Here is a 23779-nt window from a genome sequence, read left to right as displayed (position 1 = left end):
CCCCTTGCGTCCCCGCGAAGCGCCAGGACGCCCTGTCCGCCGTCACCGGTTCAGCCCCGCTCCCACCCACCTCGGAGACGGCGACCATCCGGGACGCCAGGTCTGGCGCCATCGCGGCGCATTGGGAGTCGGCGCGTCTCGTCGCCAGGAGCCTCGCGGTCACCGACCAGGACAGGAAGACCACCACCCCGAAGACCGCCAGGGTCGACAGCGTGCGCGCCACCCGTCTCTTGCTCCACGGTTGCTTGGACATGTTCTGGCTCACACCGAGGAGCGACGCTTCAGCACGGCCCGCAGCACTTTCCGTACGAACCATCCGCATTGCATGAGCAAGGTTCGCAACACGCCCCCTCGCGGATGATCTGCGCGTAGGCCGTCCCCACCCCCAACGTCACCGCGGCCCCGAGAATCAGCACCCACTGCCGCAGTCGAGCATTCAACGTCACCATGTGTTTCCCCCCGTGCGCATCACGCGGCACGTACCCCTGACTCACTGGACGCAGGCCGATTCAGGACAAATCTTGTTTTGCATGATGCGACCCATCAGATAGGCATGGGCCTGGAGCAGGGGCATCACCCCCCGGGTAGCATCCAGATGGCCACGGCCACACAAGTCCATCGCATCACGCATCACAGCCCCCTGACCGCTGAGGCCAGGATTACGCGTGAAGCAAGGGAAGTCACTCCCTCCCCGGTGGTAGGCGCGCACGATTTCGACCCGCAGGGCCAGAGCGCTCGCGGACAGTGGAGAGACAACATCCAATCAAAGACACTCAGGCCCGCGACACCGTCGCCAGGATGCGCGGCGTCGAGCGGGAGGAGCTTCGATTAGAGGCCCGGAGCGGGGACGGACTCGCCCACGGGCGCGGCGGCGGCGCGGCCCCAGGTGATGCGGTAGGTGGCGGCGGTGCCGTCGAAGGCGATGGGCTCCACCACCACGTCGCCCGCGCCCGCGACCCGCAGCGACTCGGCGAGGAAGCCCGCGGAGAAGTACGGGTTGTCCGCCACCACGTCCTTCATCCACAGCGTGGCCGCGCCCTCGGTGGACTCCTCGACGCGGACCTCGTTGAAGTTGTTGCCCGCCCTCACGTTGAAGGGGACGCGCTCCAGCGTGCGCATCGGCCCCAGCCGGGTGACGAGCGACAGGCTGGCGCGCCCCACCGACGTCTGGCGGAAGCCCTGCAGATAGCGCGCGCCCAGCATCAGCCACGCCTCGTTGGGAGGCAGCGTCGGGAAGACGTCCTGGACCGCCACGCGCAGGAACGCGTGCCACTGCTCCAGTGAGTAGTGCGGCCGCAGCGACTCCGACAAATCCAGGCCCACGTCCTTCAGGCGCTGGCGCCCCTGCTTCGACAGGTAGGGCCCCAGGGCCCGCACGAAGAGGGCTTCCACGGACTGCGCGAAAATGAGCTTCCCGGGCGACATGACGGAAAGGTGGCAATGGCCCCCCGCAACGGCGAGCCATTCCGCATTCCAACCGTCAACTGGTCATCATCCGCGCGGCAGCCGCACCGTGAAGGTCGTCCCGTTTCCGGAACTGGACTCCACCGTCACCTCGCCCCCGTGGGCGAGGAGGATCTGCCGGGTGATGTAGAGCCCCAGGCCCAGGCCCGACGCGGCCTTGGACTCGTGCTGCGTCGCCCGGGAGCCTCGACGCCACGCGGCGAAGACATGGGGCAGCTCGTCCGGGGGGATGGGCGGCCCGCCGTTGTGCACCCGCAAGACCACGCCCTGCCCGTCCGCCTCGCCCCACATCCGCACGGGGCTGTCCCCGGGGCTGTACTTGAGCGCGTTCGCCAAGAGGTTGCTGAAGGCCTGCTCCAGCCGGTCCAGGTCCCACGAGCCCCGTCCGTCCCCCACCACCTCCAGGACGAGCAGCCGGCCCGGGTGGCTGGCGCGCATCTCCTCGAGCGTGCGCCGGGCCACGTCGAACACATCACAGTCGGACGCCACCACCGGCACCCCGCCGCCCAGCCGGGAGCGCGCGAAGTCCAGCAGCTGACGAATCATCCGGTCCATGCGCTCGGCGCTGGTGAGGATGCGCTCGGTGAGGGCGGACTGGCGCTCGTCCAGGTTGCCCTTGCGCTTGAGCTGCTGCGCGGACATGGACAGCGCGTTGAGGGGGTTGCGCAGGTCGTGGCCGAGCATGCCGATGAACTGCTCGCGGAACTCCTCCGCGCTGCGCTCCTCGGTGACGTCGCGCGCGGTGGCCATCACCGCCGCCACCCGGCCGTCCGCGCCCAGCGCCGGCGACAGCGTGAAGTCGTAGTGGCGGGGGCCGCGCAGCGCCGCCAGCGTCACGGAACCCCGCTGCACCTGCCCCGTGGCGAGCGCGGTCTGCATGGTCCGGATGAAGGGCGCCAGGGAGGCGTCCCTCGCCCCGTACTCCTCCAGGGAGACGCCGGGCGACAGCATGGAGGCCGTGCCCCTCACCTCGTAGGCGGCCTGGTTGGCGAAGAGCAGCCGGCCGGTGGCGTCATAGAGGGCCATCGGGTCCGCCGCGGAGGCCAGGGCCATGGCGAGCAGCCTGCGCTGGTGCTCGACCTCCTCGGACAGCGCGTGCACCTTGCGCTCGGCGCGGCGCAGCCGCAGCAGCGCGTGCACCTGGGCCACCAGCTCCTCCGGGTCCACCGGGGCCACCAGGTAGCCATCCGCGCCGTGCTCCAGACCCTGCGCCCGGTCCCCGGGGCCCACGGCCTGCGCGGAGAGGTGCAGCACCAGGGCGTCGCGCGTGCGGGCAGACGACTTCAACCGGCGGCAGACCTCCAGCCCGCTGATGTCGGGCAGGCGGACATCCAGGATGACCAGGTCGGTGCGCTCGTCCGCCAGGGCCAGGGCCTCGCTGCCCGAGCCGGCCTCCACCACATGGTAGCCAGCGAGCCCCAGCACGCGGCTCGTCACATAGCGGCTGGCGACATCATCATTGACGTTCAGAATGACCGGAGAAGGAGGACTCATGATGTACGGAGCTGGAGTCCTTCGTAGCCGTCAGTCCGGGGGCGCGCCACCTCCATCTCCGACCCCGGGTGCTTCCTTACAGGACGGGCGGACGGACGGTGGGCCTCGGAGTGCACCCGGGCGCGCCAGGACCCTGACGGAGCGGACAGTTTCGCGATAGGGATGGCCCATGCGTCCTCCTTGTCACCCGCTGCCCGCGGATGGCCGCTTCCTGCAGGCCATCGCTCCGACCCCCCTCGTCCCCGTCCGACTGGACGCGGAGGGACCCACCATCTGGTGCAAGCTGGAGTTCCTCAACCCCAGCGGGTCCACGAAGGACCGCATCGCGCGCTACATGCTGGAGAAGGCCTGGCGCATGGGCGAGCTGAGCCCGGGCGGCGAGGTGGTCGAGGCGTCCAGCGGCTCGACGAGCATCGCCCTGGCGCTGGCCAGCGCGCAGATGGGCGTGCGCTTCACGGCGGTGATGCCCGAGGGTGTCACCGACGAGCGCGTGCTCACCATCCGCGCCTACGGCGGTAACGTGGTGCTGGTGCCGCGGGAGAGCGGCGTGCGTGGCGCCATCCAGAAGGCGGAGGAGCTCGCGCGTGAGCGCAAGGCCTTCGCGCCGCGCCAGTTCGAGAACCCGGACAACGCGGAGGCGCACCGGGTGTGGACGGGCCAGGAGGTGCTCTCGCAGATTCCGGGCGGGCTGGTGCACGGCGTGGTGAGCGGCGTGGGCACGGGCGGCACGGTGGTCGGCCTGTATCAGGCGTTCGCGGAGGCGGGCTGTCCGGTGACGGCGTTCATCGCGAGGCCCATCGCGGGCCTGGGCTGCGACATCGAGTGTTGCAGCTTCAGCCCGCGCGTGCCCGGCGTGGTGGACGGCATGTCCAAGCTGTACCGCGACGCGGACATGCCGGGGCGGGTGGAGCTGGACGTGTCGGACGAGCAGGCCATGTGCACCGCGCGCGCGCTCATCCGCCGGGGCTTCCCGGTGGGGCCGTCGTCGGGGCTCAACTACGTGGCCGCGGTGGAGGCGGCGCGGCGGCTGGGGCCGGGCGCGCAGGTCGTCACCGTGTTCCCCGACCGCATGGAGCGCTACTTCTCCACGGAGCTGATTCAGCAGCGCCCCGTCGCCGCGCGCGGCGTGGCGTGAGTAAGGAGCTGGCCGCCTTCATGGCCGAAGGGGCTACATATAGCATGGAGCCTTCCCGGCACATTCAGTGGAACTAGAACCACGACCTCCGCAACGTTGAACCAGTTCGACATTAAGCAACTCCTCCCCTGACCGGGACACACGTCTTCGCCAATACGTATCTAATCGATAGGGAGCGGTCCTGCTCCTCCAGAGCCAACCATGCTGACGCGCCTAAAGGTTGAAGGCTTCAAGAGTCTCTTGGATGTCGACATCCACTTTGGACCATTCACCTGTATCGCAGGGATGAATGCAGTAGGTAAGTCCAATCTTTTCGACGCCATTCGTTTCCTGCATCTACTGACTCGTCATCCCATAATGGAGGCTGTCAAACTTCTCCGGGAGACGAAAGGCCGGTCACCAGACCCTCGCTCACTATTCACAGCTTTCGAAGGCTTCCGCGCAACGGAAATGCGGTTCACCGCTGAAATGATTGTGGGCCGAGAAGTAGAAGATGAGCTAGGCGTTGCGAGCACGGCCCAAATCTCGACACTGCACTACTCCCTAGCCTTCAAACTCGCCGAGGATGACGAAAGCAGACTCGAGTTACTCCACGAGTCGCTCAAACCGATAAAGGTCTCTGAAGCCAACAAGGCTCTGGGATTTACGACCTCGCGAGAGTTCCGAGAGACCGCAATCCAGGGCGTCAGACGTGGCGGGCCGTTCATCGACACTTCTCCGAGGACCCGAGAAATCACGGTTCACCAGGAGGGCCATGGAGGAAGAAAGATTCCAGCCCCCCGATCTTCGAGGACTGTCGTGGGAGGCAGTGCGTCAAGTGACTTCCCAACGGTACTTGCCGCACATAGGGAAATGCAGTCATGGAAGACTCTCTTGCTGGAACCGTCCGCAATGCGCGCGCCATCGTTCTATGGCGACGAGCGATTCATCGACCAGCGAGGAGCCAATCTGCCTGCCGCGCTTCAGCGACTCTCTCGAGCAGAGGAGATTCCTGACAAGACTTGCGCAGACCTCGCCAACCGACTGGCCAGTCTCCTCGAGGACGTCCGAGAAATTCGGGTTCGCGATGATCCCAAGACAGAAACATTGACGGTTGAACTTCGAGGCAGAGACAATGTTTTTCATCCCGCACGGGCGCTCTCGGATGGAACCCTACGCTTCCTCGTGCTGGCGACGCTCTCTCTGGATCCCGAAACGCGTGGTGTCATCTGTCTGGAAGAACCAGAAAACGGGATTCATCCTGAGCGCATCAATGCCATGGTCCAACTACTCAAGGACATTGCATTGGACCCCCAGGAGCAACTTGGTCCCGACAACCCTCTTCGCCAAGTCATTATCAATACCCACTCGCCTGTCGTATTCAAGAACATCAACCGAAACGACCTGGTATTCCTCGAATCCGTCGAAGCAGCGCGGGCAGATGCTCGCGGAAAAGTAACTCTAGCTCGAGTTCCTGACAACACGTGGCGCGCCAGATTGGCTTCCGCGGAGAGCCTCACACTATCTCCCGGAAAACTCAGCCCCTATCTTGGGAAACAAGGCTCTTTTGAATTCATGAACGAGCCCCAAGCACAGCAATGACGGTACTAACTTATACACTAGTGGCTGACGGACCTAGCGACCGTAGTCTGGGACCAATCATAAACTGGGCCATTTCACAGGCGCCTGCCTCCAACACCATACTCATTGATTCACAGTTTGCCGATTTCCGGGAATCACAAGAAGTGCCCCAAGGATTAGTCGAGCGAATTCGGCGTGCAGTGGCCGAGTTTCCTTGCGACGTTCTTTTCATACATCGCGACGCAGAGAGAGAACCGCCCGTCCGCCGCAGAAACGAGATTGAAGAGGCAGTACGGGAAGTTGGTGTCCAGCCAGTCATCTGTATCGTTCCAGTCAGAATGACTGAGGCATGGCTCCTGTTTGACGAAGCTGCCATCCGGCGTGCGGCAGGCAACCCCAATGGAAACACCCCGCTTCGGCTCCCGCCTCTTCACAAGCTTGACTCGCTACCGGATCCCAAAGCGTTGCTACAGGACGCCCTATTGACAGCATCTGGTGCGACTGGCCGGAGGCTCAAGCAATTCCATCGAGACATACGCTCCCACCGATACCGTGTGGCCGAGCTGATTGAAGATTACTCTCCTTTGAGGAGATTGGCTGCCTTCAACGATTTCGAACGCGACATCCGTTCATTCCTCGAGACTCAATAACCCCCGCTGAACACCTATTCTCACCAGAAGCCGACTGCTCGCAGCAGGTTCTTGCGTCTTGATCCGCCTACGAGGCAGTCAATTTAATGCTCCCCGACAACTCAGCACTTATGCGTGCGCGCTGTCGGGGTGCGTGCTAGAAGCCGACTTCGTGCTGCCGCGCATCTGGCTGTGCCTCAGCCTGTTGCTGTTCGCCCCGACGGAGGGAGGCCTGTGGATGGCCTTCTCCGACGCGACGGACACCGTGTGCACGCAGCGCTGCCCGGACGATGACTCCAGCGGACAGTGCGCGCCGGACTGCGCGGACTGCACCTGCTGCGGCCACGTGCGCTCGGTGAGCGCCGCGCCCGTCGCGTCGCCCTCCCTGCTGTGGACTGTCCCTCGAGCGCGCCCGGTGCGGGTGGACGAGGACGCCCCCGCCTCCGCCGACCTCGACGACATCCTGCACGTCCCCAGAGCCGACCTCGCCTGACGTGGTGGTGGTCCGTCTTCCGCGCGCGAACCGTGCCGAGGTGACGTGTGTCCATGGCGTGGCCGTGGCACCGTCGGCCTGACGCGCGCCTCCCTTTCGCGAGGTCTCTTCCCGTGTTCAAACCTTCCGCGCCGGCGGCCCTCGGGCTCGTCGCCGCCCTCGTCTGGCCCTTCGCCAGCGCCGCATCACCTTCCGAGCTGTCCTTCCAAGAAGTCCTCTCCCTCGCCCGTCAGCGCGCGCCCGCGCTGCTGGATGCGGCGGGCCGCGTGGCCGAGGCCCGCGGCCCCGTCGCCGGCGCGTCACCGTGGCTGCGTGAGAACCCCACCGTCAGCTTCGAGCTGGGCCCGCGCACGCACGACGACCTCCGGGGGACGCAGCTGTCCCTCGGCATCTCCCAACCCATCGAGCTCGGCGGCAAGCAGGGCGCACGACGGGACTCCGCGCGCGCGGGGCTCCAGCGACAGGGCGCCGAGCAGCAGGACGCCGAGCGGCGCGTGCTGGGTGAGGTGGGCGCGGCCTTCCTGCGCGCGCTGTACGCCCGGGAGCTGTCGCGGCTGATGCACCAGACGGAGGAGGCCGCGAGGAGCCTGTCCGACTCCACCGGCAAGCGCTTCGACGCGGGGGACGTGCCCGTCGTCGACGTCAACGTGGCGAAGGTGGCGCTGGCCCGCGCCCGCGCCGCGGTGGTGACGGCGCGAGGCGAAGAGCAGGCCCTGCTCGACGAGCTGCGCGCCCTGCTGGGCCTGCCGCTCCAGGAAGCGCTCGCGGTGCGCGGCGTGCTGCGGGAGCTGGCCTCGCTGCCCGTGGCCGCGGCCTCCGGGACGAAGGAGCGGCCGGACCTGGTGGCCCTCGAGTCGGAGCTCGCGCAGGCGGAGGCCGACCTGAAGCTCGGCCGCGCCGAGGGCTGGCCCGATGTCAGCGTGGGCGTGCGCTACGAGAAGGAGGTCGACGAGACGGCGCTCGTCGGGACGCTCAGCGTGCCCCTGCCCGTGTTCTCCCGAGGGCAGGAGGCGAAGGTGACGGGTGATGCGCGCGTGCGCAGGCTTCGGACCGCGCTGGAGTCCGCTCGCCGCGCGCGAGACGCGCAGGTGGAGGCCGCCCGCGTGCGCGATGCCTCGCGGCAGCAGGCCCTGGCCGTGCTGGAGACCGAGGCGCTGCCGCTGCTCGATGAGAACGAGTCCCTGGCGAAGAGGTCCTACGAGGCCGGGGAGATGGACCTCGCGGGGTTGCTGCTCGTGCGCCGTGAAACGCTCGAGACGCGCGTGGCGCTGCTCGACAGCCACCTGCAGGCGGCGCTCGCCCGGGTGCAGCTCGCCGTCGAGATGGGAGTCCTGCCATGAAGCGCCTCGCGTTCATCATCACCTCCCTGGTCCTCGCGCTCGCGGCCTGCAAGCAGTCCAAGCCCGAGCACGCGGACGAGCACGACCACGAGGAGGGCACCCAGCCCTCCGGTGGCAACGACGAGGGCCATGACGAGTCCCACGTCCACATCGCCCCGGAGATGCTTCGAGACCTGCGCGTCACCACCGCCCCCGCGGCGGCGCGGCCCGGCGGCGACAGCGTCAACGCGCTGGGTGAGCTGACGTTCAGCGAGGACGCCTACGCGGAGGTGGCCTCGCCCATCTCCGCGCGCGTGGGGACGGTGTTCGTCACCACGGGCCAGCACGTGAAGGAGGGCGAGAAGCTGGCGGAGCTGCGCAGCCCCGAGCTGGGCAAGGCGCGCGCCGCGCTCCAGTCCGCGAAGGCCCGGGCCACCGCCGCCCGACAGGCCGCCGAGCGCAAGCGCGCGCTCGCCGCCGAGCGCATCGTCGCGCAGAAGGACGTGCAGGCCGCGGAGGTGGACGCGGCCGGCGCCGAGGCGGAGCTCGCCGCGGCCCGCGCGGAGCTGACGGCGTTGGGCGCCAGCGAGGACACCGCGGGCGTGGCCGGCTTCATCCTGCGCTCGCCCATCCAGGGCACCGTCATCGAGCGCGACGCGCGCATGGGCCAGATGGCGGACGCCGAGCACACGCTCTTCCGCGTGGGGGATTTGGGCTCGCTGTGGCTCATCGTCCATGCCTTCGAGCGCGACGCCGTGCGCATGAGGCCGGACACCGAGGCGCGCATCACCTTCGCCGCCTTCCCGGGCAAGGAGGTCCTGGCCCGCGTGGGCCACGTGGGCCAGCGCGTGGACGCGGCCAGCCGCACCATCCCCGTGCGGCTGGTGCTGGACAACCCCGAGGGCCTCCTCAAGCCCGGCATGTCCGCCACCGCGTCGATTCCGATGGGCGGCCCCGACGGCACCATCACCACCGTGCCCGCGGCCGCGCTCCAGCGGCTGGAGAATGGCTGGGTGGTGTTCCTGCCCACCGGCGAGCGCGGCTCCTTCGAGCGGCGGCAGGTGGGCCGGGGCCGCACGCTGGGCGACCACGTGGAGGTGCTCTCCGGCCTGAAGGTCGGCGAGCAGGTGGTGGTGGACGGCGCGTTCCTGCTCAAGGCCGAGGTGGAGAAGTCGGCGGGAGGAGCGGACCACCATGGCCACTGACGCCTCATCCTGGGTGGCCCGCGTGCTGCGCGCGTCGTTCGCGCGGCCCGGGCTCACCGTGCTGCTCGCCCTGGCCCTGTCCGCGTTCGGCGCGGTGTCGCTGAACGGCCTGCGGCGCGACGTGTTCCCCGACCTGTCCGCGCCCATCTTCAACGTCATCGTCCAGAACGCCGCCATGGGCGCGGAGGAGCTGGAGACGGCGGTGGCCATCCCGATGGAGGTGGCGCTCGCGGGCCTGCCCGACGTGCGGCGCATCCGCTCCACCTCGCAGCTGGGCGTCACCCAGGTGACGGTGGAGTTCGAGCCGGACGCGGACTACTTCCGCAGCCGCCAGTACGTCGCCGAGCGCGTGGCGCAGGCCCAGGGCGAGCTGCCCGCCGGCACCGACGCGCCGCTGGTCTCCAGCCTCACGGGCCGCCTCAACGAGGTGTTCGAGTTCACGCTCGAGGCCGAGCCCGGCTCCGCGGACCTGATGGCGCTGCGGGATTTGGCCGAGTTCGAGGTGAAGAACCGGCTGCTCGCCGTGCCCGGGGTCGCCGGCGTGGAGCGGCTGGGCGGCTACCTGCGCCAGTTCCAGGTGCTGCTGGACCCGGACCAGATGGTGGCCCGAGGCGTCAGCCTGAACGAGGTGGAGCACGCGCTGGAGGGCGCCAACCTCAACGCCTCCGGAGGCTTCGTGGTGCAGGGGCCCATGGAGTGGACGGTGCGCGCGGTGGGGCGCGCCCAGACGGTGGAGGACCTGAACACCACGGTGGTGGCGCTGCGTGACGGCACGCCCGTGCTGCTCGCGGACGTGGCCGACGTGCGCGAGGGGCCCGCGGTGCGACGCGGCATCGCCCACCGGCTCAAGGGCGAGGTGGTCAGCTGCCGCGTCATCAAGCAGTTCGGCGCGGACACGCAGGCGGTGGCGAAGGGCGTGCGCGTGGCGCTCGAGGAGCTCAAGCAGTCCATGCCTCCGGGCGTGCAGCTGCGCGTCGTCTACGACCAGTCGGAGCTGGTGGACTCGGCGCTGGGCGGTGTCAGCCGGGCCATCCTGCTGGGCGCGCTGCTGGTGGTGCTCGTCCTCTTCGTACTGCTGGGGGACTGGCGCGCGGCCCTCATCGTCACGCTCACCCTGCCCTTGTCGCTGGCGCTCGCGGGCATCCTGTTGAAGGTCGCGGGCATCGGCATCAACACCATGACGCTGGGCGGGCTGGCCATCGCCGTGGGCCTGCTGGTGGACGCGGCCATCATCGTCACCGAGAACATCATCCACGACCTGCGCGAGGGGAAGGGACGCAGGTCCGTGCGCGAGGAGGCGCTGTCCGCGTCGATGGAGGTGGGGCGGCCCATCGCCTTCGCCACGCTCATCGTCGTGGCCGTCTTCATCCCGCTGTTCGCGATGACGGGCATCGAGGGGCGCATGTACCAGCCGCTCGCCGCCGCCGTGGTGGCGTGCCTGGCCGCGTCGCTGGCGCTGGCGCTCACGCTGGTGCCGGTGGCCTCCTCGCTGCTCTTGAAGAAGCCGCGCGAGGGCACGCCCGAGGACGTGTGGCTCATCCGCAGAGTCAAGGCGGTGTACTCGCCGCTGCTGGACGCGTGCATGCGGCGGGCGGGGCGGGTGCGGCTGGTGGCGCTGGCCATCACCGTGCCCGCGCTGGGGCTCGCGTTCGCGGTGGGCAGCGACTTCATGCCCCGCCTGGACGAGGGCGCGTTCCTGCTCCAGACGGTGCTGCCTCCGGAGGCCTCGCTGGAGGAGGTGGACCGGCTCAACCACCTGGTGGAGGACGTGCTGCTCGGCTTCCCCGAGGTGGAGGACGTGGTGCGCCGCACCGGCCGCGCCGAGCGCACCGAGGACCCGATGCCGCACACGGTGTCGGACGTGCTCGTCGTGCTCAAGCCGGAGCGCGGCAGGAGCCTGGAGAAGCTGGAGGAGGACCTGCGCGTCGCCGTGGGGCGGGTGCCCGGCGTCACCACGCTGTTCACCACGCCCCTGGGCATGCGCATCGACGAGGGCCTGGGCGGCAGTCCCGCGGACCTGTCCGTGCGCGTCTTCGGGCCGGAGCTGGAGACGCTCGCGACCTTGGGTGAGCGCACGCGCGCCATCCTCGCGAAGGTGGACGGCGTGGAGGATTTGCGCGTGGAGAAGCTCAGCGACCTGCCCCAGCTGCGCATCACCGTGAACCGCGCCGCCGTGGCGCGCGTGGGCCTGACGCCCGGAGACGTCATCCGCGCGGTGCGCGTGGGCCTGGTGGGCGAGGAGGCCTCGCAGGTCTGGAAGGGCCAGCGACGGCACGAGCTGGTGCTGAGACTGGCGGACCACCGCCGCGGCGACCTGCAGGCGCTGCGCAACCTCCTGGTGGACGGGCACGACGGCACGCGCATCCCCTTGAGCCAGCTGGCCACCATCGAGGAGACCTTCGGCGCGGGCAGCGTGCGCCGCGAGGCGGGCAGCCGCAGGCTCGCGGTGGAGGCGAGCGTGTCGGGGCGGGACCTGGGCAGCACCGCGGCCGAGGTGCGCGAGCGACTGGCGGCGGAGCTGAAGCTGCCGACCGGTTACTTCGTCGACGTGGGCGGCCGCGTGGAGAGCCAGCAGCGCGCCGCGCAGTCGCTGGCCATGGCCATCGCCGTGGCCATCCTCGCGGTGTTCGTGCTGCTGTACCTCGCGCTCGACTCCGTGGCGGAGGCGCTGGTCATCCTCGCCACGCTGCCCGACGCCTTCGTCGGCGGCATCCTCGCGCTGCTCATCGCGGGAGAGACGTGGAACGTCTCCAGCCTCGTGGGCCTCATCGGCCTGTTCGGCATCGCCGTGCAGAACGGCCTGGTGCTCGTCTCACAGACCAAGGACTTGCTCTCACGCGGCAGGTCCTTCGATGACGCGGTGCGCGAGGCGAGCCTGGGGCGCGTACGTCCCAAGCTGATGACCGCGGCCACGGCCATCCTCGGTCTGCTGCCACTGTTGGTGTTGCCTCTGCATGGAACGGAGATTGAGCGCCCCCTGGCCGTCGTCATGGTGGGCGGGCTCGTCACCTCCACGCTGTTCACCCTGTTGGTGTTGCCGACTTTTTACGTCTGGGTGCACGGCGTCAGGGAGAAGGTGCGTCGACGAGGTGTGGCCGCTCGCGGCCCCACTGTGTCCTGAAGAACACGAGAGGTGCTCCGGGTCTTGGGTCCGCAACTTTCGACCCGGAGCACCGACAATCCCGTGATTTTCACACTTCCAAACCTGGGGCCCTTCATGAGCTTGCGACTTCCCCCCGCCACCTCGACCCGCACCACCACCCGGGCGGCGGCCGCCACCAACACCGTCACGGTGCCTCCCGCGGGCCTGAGCAAGGGCGACACGGGCCCCAAGGTGAAGCAGCTCCAGGACGCGCTGGTGAAGCTCGGCTACCTGACGGCGAAGCAGGTGGCCACGGGCCCCGGCACCTTCGGCGCGCAGACCGAGACCGCGGTGAAGAAGTTCCAGGCCGACAAGAAACTTCCCACGACGGGGTACTACGGTGAGCAGACGCAGGCGGCGCTGAAGAAGGCGCTGTCGGGCACGCCGACGACGCCCACCACGCCGACGACGCCGGGCACGAAGCCCGCGGTCATCAGCGCGCCGTCGCCCAACTCCGACAGCCGCAACGGGACGGACATCGACACCATCGTCCTGCACCACACGGCGTCGAACGACGGCAAGGCCGACCTGTCGTGGATGCGCAACCCGAAGAGCGGCGTGTCCGCGCACTACATGGTGGACCGCGACGGCAAGATCTATCAGCTCGTCGGTGACGACAAGCGCGCGTGGCACGCGGGCAAGAGCGAGCTGCACGGCGTCCCCACGGACGTCAACGCGCGCTCCATCGGCATCGAAATCGTCAACGACGGCAGCGGCAAGACGCCCTTCACAGAGGCGCAGTACAAGGCGCTGACCGAGCTGACGAGCCACCTGAAGGAGAAGTACGACGTGCCGATGAAGAACATCGTCGGTCACGCGGACGTCGCGGTGCCCAAGGGCCGCAAGAACGACCCGGCGCCCAACTTCGACTGGGCGCGGCTGCGCAAGGGCATCTCCTGAGCGTCGCCGTGAAGTGAAGCAGGTGAAGCGCGGGTCGAGTGCCTGACAGGGTGCTCCCCGCGCTTCGTGTTTCGGGCATACGCGAAGTGCGCGGCTGAACAGCCGGCCTCACGGCGCTCATCACACTGTGATGACCCCGGTTACACCGGGGCCCGCGCGGCATCGCGTCCCTGCACCTCGAGAGCATCGTCCCTTCGCACGGTTGGCGCTCGCGCCGGCATGGCCTGGGGCTTGCTCAACCGCGCGGCGTCTTCGGCCCGCTTCACCGCGCGCCACATCGAGGTCATCCATGCGTACCTTCCTCAGCGTCCTCGCGAGCCTTGCCACGCTCGCCGCCTGTGCCTCCGAGCCGAAGCGGCTCGCGCCGTCCCTGGACCCGTCGAACCCCGAGGCGCCCGAGTCTCCGGCCGCCCCACTCTCCAGCACGCTCGCGGCGGCGCCTCCCGACGCGAAGCCGCCGCGCGCGCCGGAGGCCGAGAAACCGGCGCCGCCCGATGCGGGCACCCCGCTCTACACGTGCCCGATGCACCCCGAGGTCCAGTCGGACAAGCCCGGTGTGTGCCCGAAGTGCAACATGAAGCTGACGCCGGCGAAGCCCGCGTCGGGCCATGAGGGACACGGAGAGCACCGGTGAGACGCGCGCTCGTCGCCGCCGCCCTGGTGTTCACGGGCGGCTGTGCCTCCATCCAGAAGGAGAAGGGCCACGCGGAGGTCGCCACGCTCGTCGAGGAGCGCATCGGCCGCAAGACGCGCTGGAATCAGGGGACGCCGGAGGACGCGGAGGTCTCGAGGCATCTGGACACGTTGCTCGCGGGAGCGCTGACCTCGGACCACGCGGTGGAGGTGGCGCTGCTCAACAACCCCGCGCTCCAGGCGACATACGAGGACCTGGGGGTGTCCCAGGCGGACATGGTGCAGGCGGGGCTGTTGAGCAACCCGACGTTCGACGGGAGCATCGGCTTTCCGCTCACGAGTGACGGCGTGAGCGAGACGGAGTTCTCGCTGGTGCAGGGCTTCGTGGAGCTGTTCACCCTGCCCTTGCGCAAGCGCGTGGCGCAGGAGCAGTTCATCGCGGACACGCTGCGCGTCGCGCACGAGGCGCTCGCCACGGCCGCGGAGGCGCGCAAGGTGTTCCGCGAGGTGCAGGCGCGGCAGCAGCTGGTGGAGCTGCGTCGGATGGTGGTCGAGGCCTCGGAGGCCGCCGCCGAGCTGGCGACGCTCCAGCACGCCGCGGGCAACCTCACGGACCTGGACCTGGCGACGGAGAAGGCCGCGGCGGAGGAGGCCCGGCTGGAGCTGGCGCGCGAGGAGCTGACGCTGGTGGAGGACCGCGAGCGGCTCAATCGACTGCTGGGCTTGTGGGGTGGGAGGACCCAGTGGGCCATCGCGGAGAAGCTCCCCGCGCCGCCCGAGGAGGAGGCGACGCTGGAGCGACTGGAGTCGCTCGCCATCCGGCAGCGGCTGGACATCGATGCGGCGCGCAAGCAGACGGAGCTGATGTGGAACGCGCTGGAGCTGGCGCGCAGCACGCGCTTCTTCGGCCGGGTGGACGTGGGCGTGCACACGCACCGGGACGCGAATGGTCCGCGACTGCTCGGGCCCACGCTCTCGCTGGAGCTGCCCATCTTCGACCAGCGTCAGGCGCTCATCGCGAAGCTGGAGGCGCAGCATCGACAGAGCGAACGGAGGCAGACGGAGCTGTCGGTCAACGCGCGCTCGGAGGTCCGCGCGGCGCGGGCCCGGCTGCTGACGCTGCGAGGTGTGTCCGAGCGGTATCAGCGCGTGGTGCTGCCGCTGCGCGAGCAGGTCGTCGAGCAATCGCAGCTCCAGTACAACGCGATGCAGATCGGCCTGTACGCGCTGCTCGACGCGAAGCAGTCACAGGTCGAGGCGTACCGCGCGTACATCGAGACGGTCCGCGATTACTGGATGGCGCACGCGGAGCTGGAGCAGCTCGTCGGAGGTCGGCTTCCCGGTGGGAGCCGCGCGACGCCCGCCGCCGCGCCGGAGCATCCCCGACCAACGCCCCCTGAAACCGAAACGCCTTCCAGCCACGGCCACGCGCCCGAGCACGGCCACGGAGTCACACCATGAAGTCCCTCCTTTCCCCCTTCGCTTCGAGCACGACGGACACGGAGGACTCGACGGCGCGCAAGGGGAGCTCCACGGACGAGCGGGCGCCCAGCGCCACGTCCGACGCCGCGTCGACGCGCCCTGCCTCGGAACCCGCCGCGCGCGGCCCAGCGTCGACTCACGACATGGTGGCCTCCGGCAAGCTCAGCCGACGGAGCATGCTGGCGACAGCGGGGGCCACGCTCGCGGGCGGGGCGCTGCTGCTCCAGGGCAGCGCCGCGCAGGCGCAGACGGCGGCACCTCGGGCGAGTTCCCCGAGTCGCCGTGACTGGCAGTCCCCCGGGATGCCGAACCGGGACTACCGGCCGGTCATCGTGCCCAACGGGACGAAGCTGCCGTGGAAGCTGGTCAACGGGGTGAAGGTCTTCCACATGGTGGCCGAGGAGGTGGAGCACGAGCTCGCCCCGGGCCTGAAGGTCCACTGCTGGGGCTACAACGGCCAGGTGCACGGGCCCACCATCGAGGTGGTGGAGGGGGACCGCGTCCGCTTCTACGTCACCAACCGGCTGCCCGCGCCCACGACGGTGCACTGGCACGGGCTGCTGTTGCCCAACGGCATGGACGGCGTCGGGGGGCTCAACCAGAAGTCCATCGCACCGGGAGAGACGTTCCGTTACGAGTTCACCATCCGCCAGTCGGGCACGGGCATGTACCACTCGCACCACGACGAGATGACGCAGATGGCGCTCGGCATGGTGGGGCTGTTCATCATGCACCCGCGTCGTCCGGTGGGCCCGCGCGTGGACAAGGACTTCGCGCTGATGCTGCACGAGTGGCGCGTGGACCCGGGCACGCGGCGACCGGACCCGAACGAGATGACGGACTTCAACCTGCTCACGTTCAACGCGAAGGCGTTCCCCGGGACGGAGCCGCTGGTGGTGCGTCAGGGCGAGCGCGTGCGAATCCGCCTGGGCAACCTGAGCGCGATGGACCACCACCCCATCCACCTGCACGGCTACCACTTCCGCATCACGGAGACGGACGCGGGCCGCATCCCCGAGTCCGCGCAGTGGCCGGAGACCACGGTGCTCGTGCCCGTGGGCAGCACGCGCAGCATCGAGTTCGTCGCGGACGCGCCCGGTGACTGGGCGATGCACTGCCACATGACGCACCACCTGATGAACCAGATGGGGCATGACCTCCCGAACCTCATCGGCGTGAATCCGGGAGGGCTCGACGCGAAGGTGCGCAAGCTCCTGCCGGGTTACATGACGATGGGGCAGACGGGCATGGGCGACATGGTGGAGATGGGCATGCCCGTGCCGACGAACTCCATCCCCATGAGCGGCGCGCGCGGCAAGCACGACGTCATCACCATGGGCGGCATGTTCACGGTGCTCAAGGTGCGCGAGCGGCTGACGGGCGACGCGGACCCGGGCTGGTACGAGAACCCGCCTGGCACGCTGGCGATGGCGGCCAGCACGTCCGAGCTGAGCCAGGACGGCATCGACGTGGACGCGCTGCCGAAAGCGGAGCCCGCGTCTCCGGGCGGGCTGGCTCACGGCTGAGCCGGGTGCCCGCTCAGCCCACGGCCTCCTCATCTGAGTCGTCGTATTCGTACTCGCCCACCTGTCCCCAGCTCCCGTCCTTCTTCTGGCGATAGGTGTACGAAATCGACTGGAGCCCCGTCTTGAAGCGCTGGTGCAGGAGGAAGAGCTTCTGCACGGCGACCTCGACCTCCTCGTCCGGGGTGACGCTGCCCTGTCCCTTCCCCGTGGGGGTGAGCTGGATGCGGTAGCGCTCCGCCTCCTCCTCACCGGGGACCCGCTCGACCCGGAGAAGCGCGCCCGTCCACTCATCGGGCAGGAGGGAGAGGACCGCCGCGCCCAGCTCGCGATCAATGGGCAACTGTTCTTCTGAAAGCTCCGTGGCCATGGCTAACCTCTCCCATTCCAGCAAACAGGAGACCTGCGCCTGGGGTTTGAAGGACACTTGTTAGAAAGATGTCCGCTTCCGCGTCGTGCGCTTCACGTCCTTCGTCGCCGCGCTCTCGCGGCGGGAGGACACGGCGGCCGACAGCAGCCGGCGGAAGCGGGGACACTCCAGGTGGCTCGGCGCGGGACAGGTCGCGGCGTGCCTCAAGCCGTCGCGCATGGCGCTCAGTCTCCGGATGGAGTGGTCGAGCTCCTCCGCCTTCTCGACCAGCAGCTTCCGGTCGATGGCCAGGCGCCCATCGGGCGCGAACATCCGGGAAATCTCCTCCAGCGAGAACCCGGCCTCCCGCCCCAGCGCGATGAGCGCGAGCCGCTCCAGCACGTCCGGACCGAACAGGCGGCGCAGGCCCCGCCTGCCCGTCGAGCAGAGCAGCCCCTTCTCCTCGTAGAAGCGCAGCGTCGAGGCGGGCACTCCCGAGCGTCGCGCCACCTCGGTGATGTCCAGGTCCCTCATTCGCTTGACCTCAAGTCGACTTGAACTGGCACTGTAGCGTCTTCAGCACATCTCATCGGTATGAGGAAGGAGACACGCGATGACCGCCGGAACCCCGTCCCCCATCGAGCAGGAGGCCCTCTGGAAGGGCCCCGCGGGACACGCCTGGGTGGACACCCGGGAGGTGCTCGAACAGTTGTTCAAGCCGTTCGAGGACCTGCTCGTCGAGGCCGTACGCGCCTCGGGCGCGCGCCGCGTGCTCGACGTGGGGTGCGGAACGGGGAGCACGACGCTCGCCGTCGCCCGGCATCTCGGCTCGACGGGGCAGTGTGTCGGACTCGACGTCTCCACGCCGATGCTCGCCGTGGCGAGGGAACAAGCCGAGGCCCAGCACGTGGCAGCCCGCTTCATCGAGGCGAACGCACAGACGCATGCCTTCGAGCCCGACGCGTTCGACCTGGTGATGTCCCGCTTCGGCGTCATGTTCTTCGACGACCCGGTCCGGGCCTTCACGAACCTCCGGCGCGCGGCCACCCGTGACGCCCGCTTGTGTTGCATCGCCTGGAGGAGCCCGGAGCAGAACCCGTTCATGACGACCGCGGAGAAGGCCGCGGCGCCCTTCCTGACGAACATCCCTCCCCGCATCCCGGACGCGCCGGGACAGTTCGCCTTCGCGGACCCCAACCGCGTCCAGCGCATCCTGGAGCAGAGCGGCTGGACGGACATCACCCTGCGCGCCATCGACGTCCCTTGCACCATGCCCGCGCGGAGCCTGGCTCGGTACGTCACCCGGCTCGGGCCCGTGGGCCGGGTGATTCAGGAGCTCGACGAACAGGCACGGGCGAAGCTCGTCGACACCCTGCTCGCCGCCTTCAGTCCCTTCGTCCACGGCGACGAGGTGCGGCTCACCGCCGCCTGCTGGCGCATCGAGGCCCGCGCTTCGTCCGCGGCCACCTAGGATTCACTGCTGCCACCACGGTGGCAGCAGGGTGGCGGTACTCCGTGCGTCTCACCTCCACCGGGACGCACACGATGTTCACGCTTTCAATCAACTGGCTCGCCGTTCTCCTCTCGGCCGTGGCGCTGCAGGTGCTCGGCGCCGCGTGGTACATGGGGGTCATCCCGAAGCCGTACGCGCTGGCGCTCGCGCGCACCGACCTGGCGGGCCGCAAGCCGGAGCCGCTCTTCATCTGGGGCCCGGCGGTCTGCGGACTCGTGGTGACGCTGACGAACGCGGTCCTGCTGCGCTCGTTCCACGTCGACACGATGTCGCACGCGCTCGCGTTCGGCGTCATCAGCGGACTCGGCTATCTCGTCGCCACGGTGTTCAACGTGGCCATCAATCCCAACATGCCCAGGCCGCTGTTCTACGGGGTCATCAACGCGCCCTACTTCCTGGTCAGCAACCTCGTGAGCTGCGCTATCCTCACCGCCATGGCGTAGCGCGGAGGACGCATGCGACGCGCGGACCGGCTGTTCGAGATTCTCCAGGTGCTGCGGCGGGCCAAGGGGCCGATGACGGCCAGCGCCATCGCCGAGAAGCTCGAGACCAGTCAACGCACCGTGTACCGGGACCTCGCGGCGCTGATGGCGCGCCGCGTGCCGATTCGAGGAGAAGCAGGGGTCGGCTACGTGCTGGAGCGCGGCTTCGACCTGCCACCGTTGATGCTGACACCCAGCGAAATCGAGGCGGTGGTGCTCGGCGCGCAGTGGGTGGCGGCCAACGCGGACAAGACGTTGTCGGCGGCGGCGGAAGGCGTGTTGGCCAAGGTCGCCGCCATCGTCCCGGAGCACCTGCGCGAGCTGGTCGACGACCCGGTGGTGGGCACTCCACCGGCGAGGCACAAGCACCCCGATGGGACGGTCGACCTGGGTCGGCTGCGGGAGTGGTCACGGAAGCAGCTGAAGCTCCATCTCCACTACACCGACGCGGAGGGCCTCACGAGCCAGCGCACGGTGTGGCCCATCCTCGTGGGCTACGTGACGGGCGTCCGCGTATTGATTGCATGGTGTGAGCGGAGGCGCGACTTCCGCTACTTCAGGACCGAGCGCCTGCTCAGCGTGGACTTCCTCGACACACCGTACCCCGAGCGCCGCGCGGCCTTGCGGCGACGCTGGGAGGCACAATTGAAGCTCGCGAAGTAGAACGGCCCATCCGCCCGCCACCCCGGGGGCTCGTGACGAGCACAACTCCTTCACCCGGTGAGCGGCATCGCGCCGGGCCGCTCGCGGTGCCCACGCTTCGCGCAGGCTTTCATCTTCAGCCGCGCCTCATCCACGGCGACGTGCCGCGCTCAGGTCTTCATCTTCAGCCGCGTCTCGTGCACGGCGTCGCCCACCGCACCGGGCTTGCCCTGCTCGGCGGCGCGCAGCAGCCGCAGGATGCCGGGGCCGAGGACATCAATCTCCGTGGACGCGTACGTCTCCGTCCCGAAGCGCCGGATGGTCTCCGTCTGCGTCTTCAGGATGCGCACGTCCTGGTTGAAGATGTGGAGCGCCACCGGCATGGCCACGGGCAGCACGGCGCGCAGGAGCCAGCGCGGCAGCGGCAGCCGGAACGTCACCACCGCGTACACCATCGTGTCCCACTCCGACACGGGCGTCATCGCCGAGGTCACGATGATGTGGCTCCCCTCGCCGATGCGGTACTCCACCTGCGCGATCGACGGCATCAGGAAGCGGTCGAAGTGCTGCACCACGCCACCGCCCGGAGCCAGGAGCCTCCCCACGACGCCGCTGGGACGCGGCTCGCCGATGTACTCCGCCTCCACCCGGTCCGCGCTGCGCCGCACCACCACGTCAATCTCGTTGCGCTTCTCCTCCGTGCGGAACAAGCCCCCGTGCAGGTACGCCGTGTGCGGCACGTCGAGCGTGTTCTCCAGCGTCGCGTGCAGCGAGCCCGGCGCACGCAGGATGCGGCGCACCGTGGTGTAGTCCCCCGCCTCCAGCAGCGGGAAGCGGAACGGCTCCGTCGTGGGCACCGCACCGGGCGTCGAGTACACCCAGATGAACCCATCCTGCTCCCGCGTCGCATACGACGTCGCGCAGCGCGAGCGGGCCTCCGGCTCACCCATGAACCCCGGGATGGCGCGGCACTGCCCGCCCGTGTCGAACTTCCAGCCGTGGTAGCCGCACTGGAGCTGTCCGCCCTTCACGCGCCCCAGCGACAGCGGGACATTGCGGTGCGGGCAGCGGTCCACCAGTGCGCCGGGCGTGCCGCCCTCACCCCGGAAGAGCACCAGCGGCGTGCCCTGGAGCGTGCGCGCCAGCGGCTTGTCCTTCAGCTCACGCGAGGAACAGAGGATGAACCACGCATTCGGCAGGTTGACGACGGAGACGTGACCGGCGGGCGGGCTCATACGACGCAGTCTAATGGCCCGCACGGCCGGTGCACGTCTTCCCTCGCGGGCCCGCGCCGCCCGTCGGGGGGCGAGCAGTCGCCCTCCCCCGGCGCCTCCCGGACCTACAGCTTCAGCCGCCGCAACCTCAACGCGTTGGCGATGACCGACACCGAGGACAGGCTCATCGCCGCGCTGGCGAAGATGGGGCTCAGGAGCAGGCCGAAGAAGGGGTACAGCACCCCCGCCGCCAGGGGGACGCCCAGGAGGTTGTAGATGAAGGCGAAGAAGAGGTTCTGCCGGATGTTGCGCAGCGCCCCCTGACTCAGTCGGCGCGCCCGGACGATACCCCTCAGGTCCCCCTTCACCAGGGTGACGCCCGCGCTCTCCATCGCGATGTCCGTCCCCGTCCCCATCGCGATGCCCACCTCCGCCTGGGCCAGCGCCGGCGCGTCGTTGACCCCATCCCCCGCCATCGCCACCACGCGGCCCTCCTGCTGCAGCCGCTTCACCACGTCTCCCTTCCCCTCCGGCAACACCCCCGCGATGACCTCGGAGATGCCCAGCCTGCGCGCCACCGCCTCCGCCGTCGTCTGACTGTCCCCCGTCAGCATCACCACGCGCAGCCCCTCCTGGCGCAGCAGCGACAGCGCCTCCGGTGTCGACTCCTTCACCGGGTCCTCGACACCCAGGAGCCCCGCCGCGCGGCCCGACACCGCCACCAGCACCACCGTCTGCCCCTCCTGACGCAGCGACTCGGCCCGCGCCGTCAGCGCCGTGGCCTCCACGCCGCGCGCCGACATCAGCGCCGCGTTGCCCAGCGCCACCTCCACGCCGTCCACCCGCCCCATCACGCCCTTGCCCGTCTCCGAGCGGAAGTCCTCCACCGCCGTCAGCACCGCCCCGCGCTCCTTCGCGCCGGAGACAATCGCCTCCGCCAACGGGTGCTCACTGCCCCGCTCCAGGCTCGCGGCCAGCCGCAGCAGCGTCGCCTCGTCGATGCCCTCGGAGGCCACCACCGACACCAGCCTCGGCTTGCCCTCGGTGAGCGTGCCCGTCTTGTCCACCACCAGCGTGTCCACCGCCTCCAGCCGCTCCAGCGCCGCCGCGTCGCGGATGAGGACGCCCGCCTGCGCGCCCCGCCCCGTCCCCACCATGATGGACATGGGCGTGGCCAGCCCCAGCGCGCACGGGCACGCGATGATGAGCACCGCCACCGCGTTCACCAGCGCGTGCGCCAGCCGAGGCTCCGGCCCCCACACACCCCACACCACCGCCGTCACCACCGCCACCGCGATGACCACCGGCACGAAGACCGCGGCCACCTTGTCCGCCAGCCGCTGGATGGGCGCGCGCGTGCGCTGCGCCTCACTCACCCGCTGGACGATGCGCGACAGCAGCGTGTCCTTGCCCACGCGCTCGGCCTTCATCACCAGCGAGCCCGTCCCATTCACCGTGCCGCCCGTCACCTTCTCCCCGCGCGACTTCTCCACCGGCAGCGACTCGCCCGTCACCATCGACTCGTCCACCGCGCTGGCGCCCTCCAGCACCTCGCCGTCCACCGGCACCTTCTCACCGGGCCGCACCCGCAGGCGGTCACCGGGGTGCACGTGCGCGAGCGGCACATCCTCCTCGTGCCCGTCCTCGCGAATCCGCCGCGCCACCGGGGGCGCCAGGCTCAACAGCGAGCGCAGCGCCCCGGACGTCGCGTGCCGCGCCCGCAGCTCCAGCACCTGCCCCAGCGCCACCAGGGTGACGATGACGGCGGCGGCCTCGAAGTACAGCGGCGCGGTGCCTCCGTGTCCGGTGCGCAGCCCGTGGGGCAGCAGGTCCGGGAAGAGCGTGGCGAAGACGCTGAACACGTACGCCGCGCCCGTGCCCAGGGCGATGAGCGTGAACATGTTGAGGTGCCGGTTCTTCACCGACGCCCAGCCGCGCTGGAAGAAGGGCCAGCCGCCCCACAGCACCACGGGCGTGGCCAGCAGCAACTGCGCCCAGGCCAGCACCGACGCGGGCACCGCGTGCTGCACGGGCTGCCCCGGAATCATGTCCGACATCGCCAGCACCAGGAGCGGCACCGTGAGCCCCATGCCCACCAGGAAGCGCCGCCACATGGACGTCAGCTCGGGGTCCGGCGTGTCCTCGGGCAGCACCGTGCGGGGCTCCAGCGCCATGCCGCAGAGGGGGCAGCTGCCCGGCCCCTCGCGCACGACCTCCGGGTGCATGGGGCACACGTACTCGACGCGCGTCTCGGGGAGCGCGAGCGTCTCCGGCTCCAGTGCCATGCCGCACTTCGGGCACGCCCCCGGATGGTCCTGACGCACCTCCGGGTCCATGGGGCACACGTACATCGTCCCCGGCGCGGCGGGAGGCGGCGGCTCGGGCGCTTCCGGGGGTGGCGCGAGGTAGCGCGCCGAGTCCGCGCCGAAGCGCTCACGGCATTTCGGGTTGCAGAAGTGGAAGGTCCGCCCCTCGTGCTCCAGGCTGCCGCCCTTGGGGGCGCTCGGGTCCACCTTCATCCCGCAGACCGGGTCGATGGCGTGCGCCCCCTCCTCCGAGCGAGGGGGCGCACGCCATCGACCCGGTCTGCGGGATGAAGG

At 69.5% G+C, this 23779-nt stretch carries 20 protein-coding genes; 13 read left to right on the top strand and 7 right to left on the bottom strand.

What is annotated here, in order from left to right; all coding sequences use genetic code 11:
* The 3 genes from FL311_RS45285 to FL311_RS24010 all read right to left on the bottom strand — a co-directional run.
* On the bottom strand, positions 1–253 hold a 253-nt coding region (locus FL311_RS45285; protein ID WP_228557030.1), incomplete at its 3' end, for a hypothetical protein.
* 575 nt (positions 254–828) lie between these two features.
* Entirely contained in the window at positions 829–1425 is a 597-nt protein-coding gene (locus FL311_RS24015; RefSeq protein WP_141328293.1) for a DUF2378 family protein, read from the bottom strand.
* Between the two features lie 66 nt (positions 1426–1491).
* Complete coding sequence (locus tag FL311_RS24010; RefSeq protein WP_141328291.1) at positions 1492–2958, bottom strand: ATP-binding protein; 1467 nt, start codon at positions 2956–2958, stop codon at positions 1492–1494.
* A 169-nt stretch (positions 2959–3127) separates the two neighbouring features.
* Between FL311_RS24010 and FL311_RS24005 the strand changes: the two genes are divergently transcribed.
* From FL311_RS24005 to FL311_RS23960, 10 genes are all read left to right on the top strand, one after another.
* Positions 3128–4093, top strand: coding sequence for a PLP-dependent cysteine synthase family protein (locus FL311_RS24005; protein ID WP_141328289.1), 966 nt, complete (start codon positions 3128–3130; stop codon positions 4091–4093).
* Positions 4094–4294: 201 nt separating this feature from the next.
* A complete protein-coding gene (locus FL311_RS24000; RefSeq protein ID WP_141328287.1) occupies positions 4295–5674 on the top strand; it encodes an AAA family ATPase in 1380 nt (459 codons plus the stop codon).
* A 780-nt stretch (positions 5675–6454) separates the two neighbouring features.
* Positions 6455–6775, top strand: a complete 321-nt coding sequence (locus tag FL311_RS23995; protein WP_228557029.1) for a hypothetical protein — start codon at positions 6455–6457, stop codon at positions 6773–6775.
* A 113-nt stretch (positions 6776–6888) separates the two neighbouring features.
* Entirely contained in the window at positions 6889–8115 is a 1227-nt protein-coding gene (locus tag FL311_RS23990; RefSeq protein ID WP_228557028.1) for a TolC family protein, read from the top strand.
* On the top strand, positions 8112–9299 hold the full coding sequence (locus FL311_RS23985; protein ID WP_141328281.1) for an efflux RND transporter periplasmic adaptor subunit: 1188 nt from the start codon (positions 8112–8114) through the stop codon (positions 9297–9299). Before FL311_RS23990 ends, FL311_RS23985 begins: the two co-directional genes overlap by 4 nt.
* Positions 9289–12420 carry an efflux RND transporter permease subunit gene (locus FL311_RS23980; RefSeq protein WP_141328279.1) on the top strand — a complete coding sequence of 1044 codons (3132 nt, stop codon included), beginning with the start codon at positions 9289–9291 and terminating at the stop codon, positions 12418–12420. Before FL311_RS23985 ends, FL311_RS23980 begins: the two co-directional genes overlap by 11 nt.
* A 96-nt stretch (positions 12421–12516) precedes the next feature.
* Positions 12517–13341 carry an N-acetylmuramoyl-L-alanine amidase gene (locus FL311_RS23975; protein WP_141328277.1) on the top strand — a complete coding sequence of 275 codons (825 nt, stop codon included), beginning with the start codon at positions 12517–12519 and terminating at the stop codon, positions 13339–13341.
* A gap of 289 nt (positions 13342–13630) precedes the next feature.
* Positions 13631–13975 (top strand): heavy metal-binding domain-containing protein, encoded by a 345-nt coding sequence (locus tag FL311_RS23970; RefSeq protein ID WP_141328275.1) that lies wholly within the window; start codon positions 13631–13633, stop codon positions 13973–13975.
* Positions 13972–15435: a TolC family protein gene (locus tag FL311_RS23965; RefSeq protein WP_141328273.1), complete on the top strand. Its 1464-nt coding sequence runs from the start codon at positions 13972–13974 to the stop codon at positions 15433–15435. The genes FL311_RS23970 and FL311_RS23965 overlap by 4 nt, the downstream gene beginning before the upstream one ends.
* Before the next feature lie 164 nt (positions 15436–15599).
* Positions 15600–16982, top strand: a complete 1383-nt coding sequence (locus tag FL311_RS23960) for a multicopper oxidase family protein (RefSeq protein ID WP_141328297.1) — start codon at positions 15600–15602, stop codon at positions 16980–16982.
* Positions 16983–16995: 13 nt separating this feature from the next.
* Here FL311_RS23960 and FL311_RS23955 read toward each other — a convergent pair whose 3' ends face one another.
* On the bottom strand, positions 16996–17349 hold the full coding sequence (locus tag FL311_RS23955) for a hypothetical protein (RefSeq protein ID WP_141328271.1): 354 nt from the start codon (positions 17347–17349) through the stop codon (positions 16996–16998).
* 60 nt (positions 17350–17409) lie between these two features.
* Complete coding sequence (locus FL311_RS23950; RefSeq protein ID WP_141328269.1) at positions 17410–17862, bottom strand: helix-turn-helix domain-containing protein; 453 nt, start codon at positions 17860–17862, stop codon at positions 17410–17412.
* A gap of 79 nt (positions 17863–17941) precedes the next feature.
* Between FL311_RS23950 and FL311_RS23945 the strand changes: the two genes are divergently transcribed.
* The 3 genes from FL311_RS23945 (at position 17942) to FL311_RS23935 (ending at position 19986) form a co-directional block, all read left to right on the top strand.
* Entirely contained in the window at positions 17942–18799 is an 858-nt protein-coding gene (locus tag FL311_RS23945; RefSeq protein ID WP_141328268.1) for a class I SAM-dependent methyltransferase, read from the top strand.
* Between the two features lie 74 nt (positions 18800–18873).
* Entirely contained in the window at positions 18874–19284 is a 411-nt protein-coding gene (locus FL311_RS23940; RefSeq protein WP_141328266.1) for a DUF1761 domain-containing protein, read from the top strand.
* Positions 19285–19296: 12 nt separating this feature from the next.
* Entirely contained in the window at positions 19297–19986 is a 690-nt protein-coding gene (locus FL311_RS23935; protein WP_141328264.1) for a YafY family protein, read from the top strand.
* 149 nt (positions 19987–20135) lie between these two features.
* Here the strand turns inward: FL311_RS23935 and FL311_RS23930 are convergent, their stop codons facing one another.
* Together FL311_RS23930 and FL311_RS23925 are read right to left on the bottom strand one after the other, a co-directional pair.
* A complete protein-coding gene (locus FL311_RS23930; protein ID WP_141328262.1) occupies positions 20136–21200 on the bottom strand; it encodes an aromatic ring-hydroxylating dioxygenase subunit alpha in 1065 nt (354 codons plus the stop codon).
* Between the two features lie 104 nt (positions 21201–21304).
* Complete coding sequence (locus tag FL311_RS23925; protein WP_228557031.1) at positions 21305–23698, bottom strand: heavy metal translocating P-type ATPase; 2394 nt, start codon at positions 23696–23698, stop codon at positions 21305–21307.
* Positions 23699–23779 lie beyond the last annotated feature (81 nt).

It is taken from the genome of Myxococcus sp. AB025B (assembly GCF_006518215.1).
Classification (GTDB): Bacteria; Myxococcota; Myxococcia; order Myxococcales; family Myxococcaceae; genus Myxococcus; species Myxococcus fulvus.
Note: the sequence above shows the minus strand (reverse complement) of the source record. Positions and strands in the feature narration are given on the sequence as shown.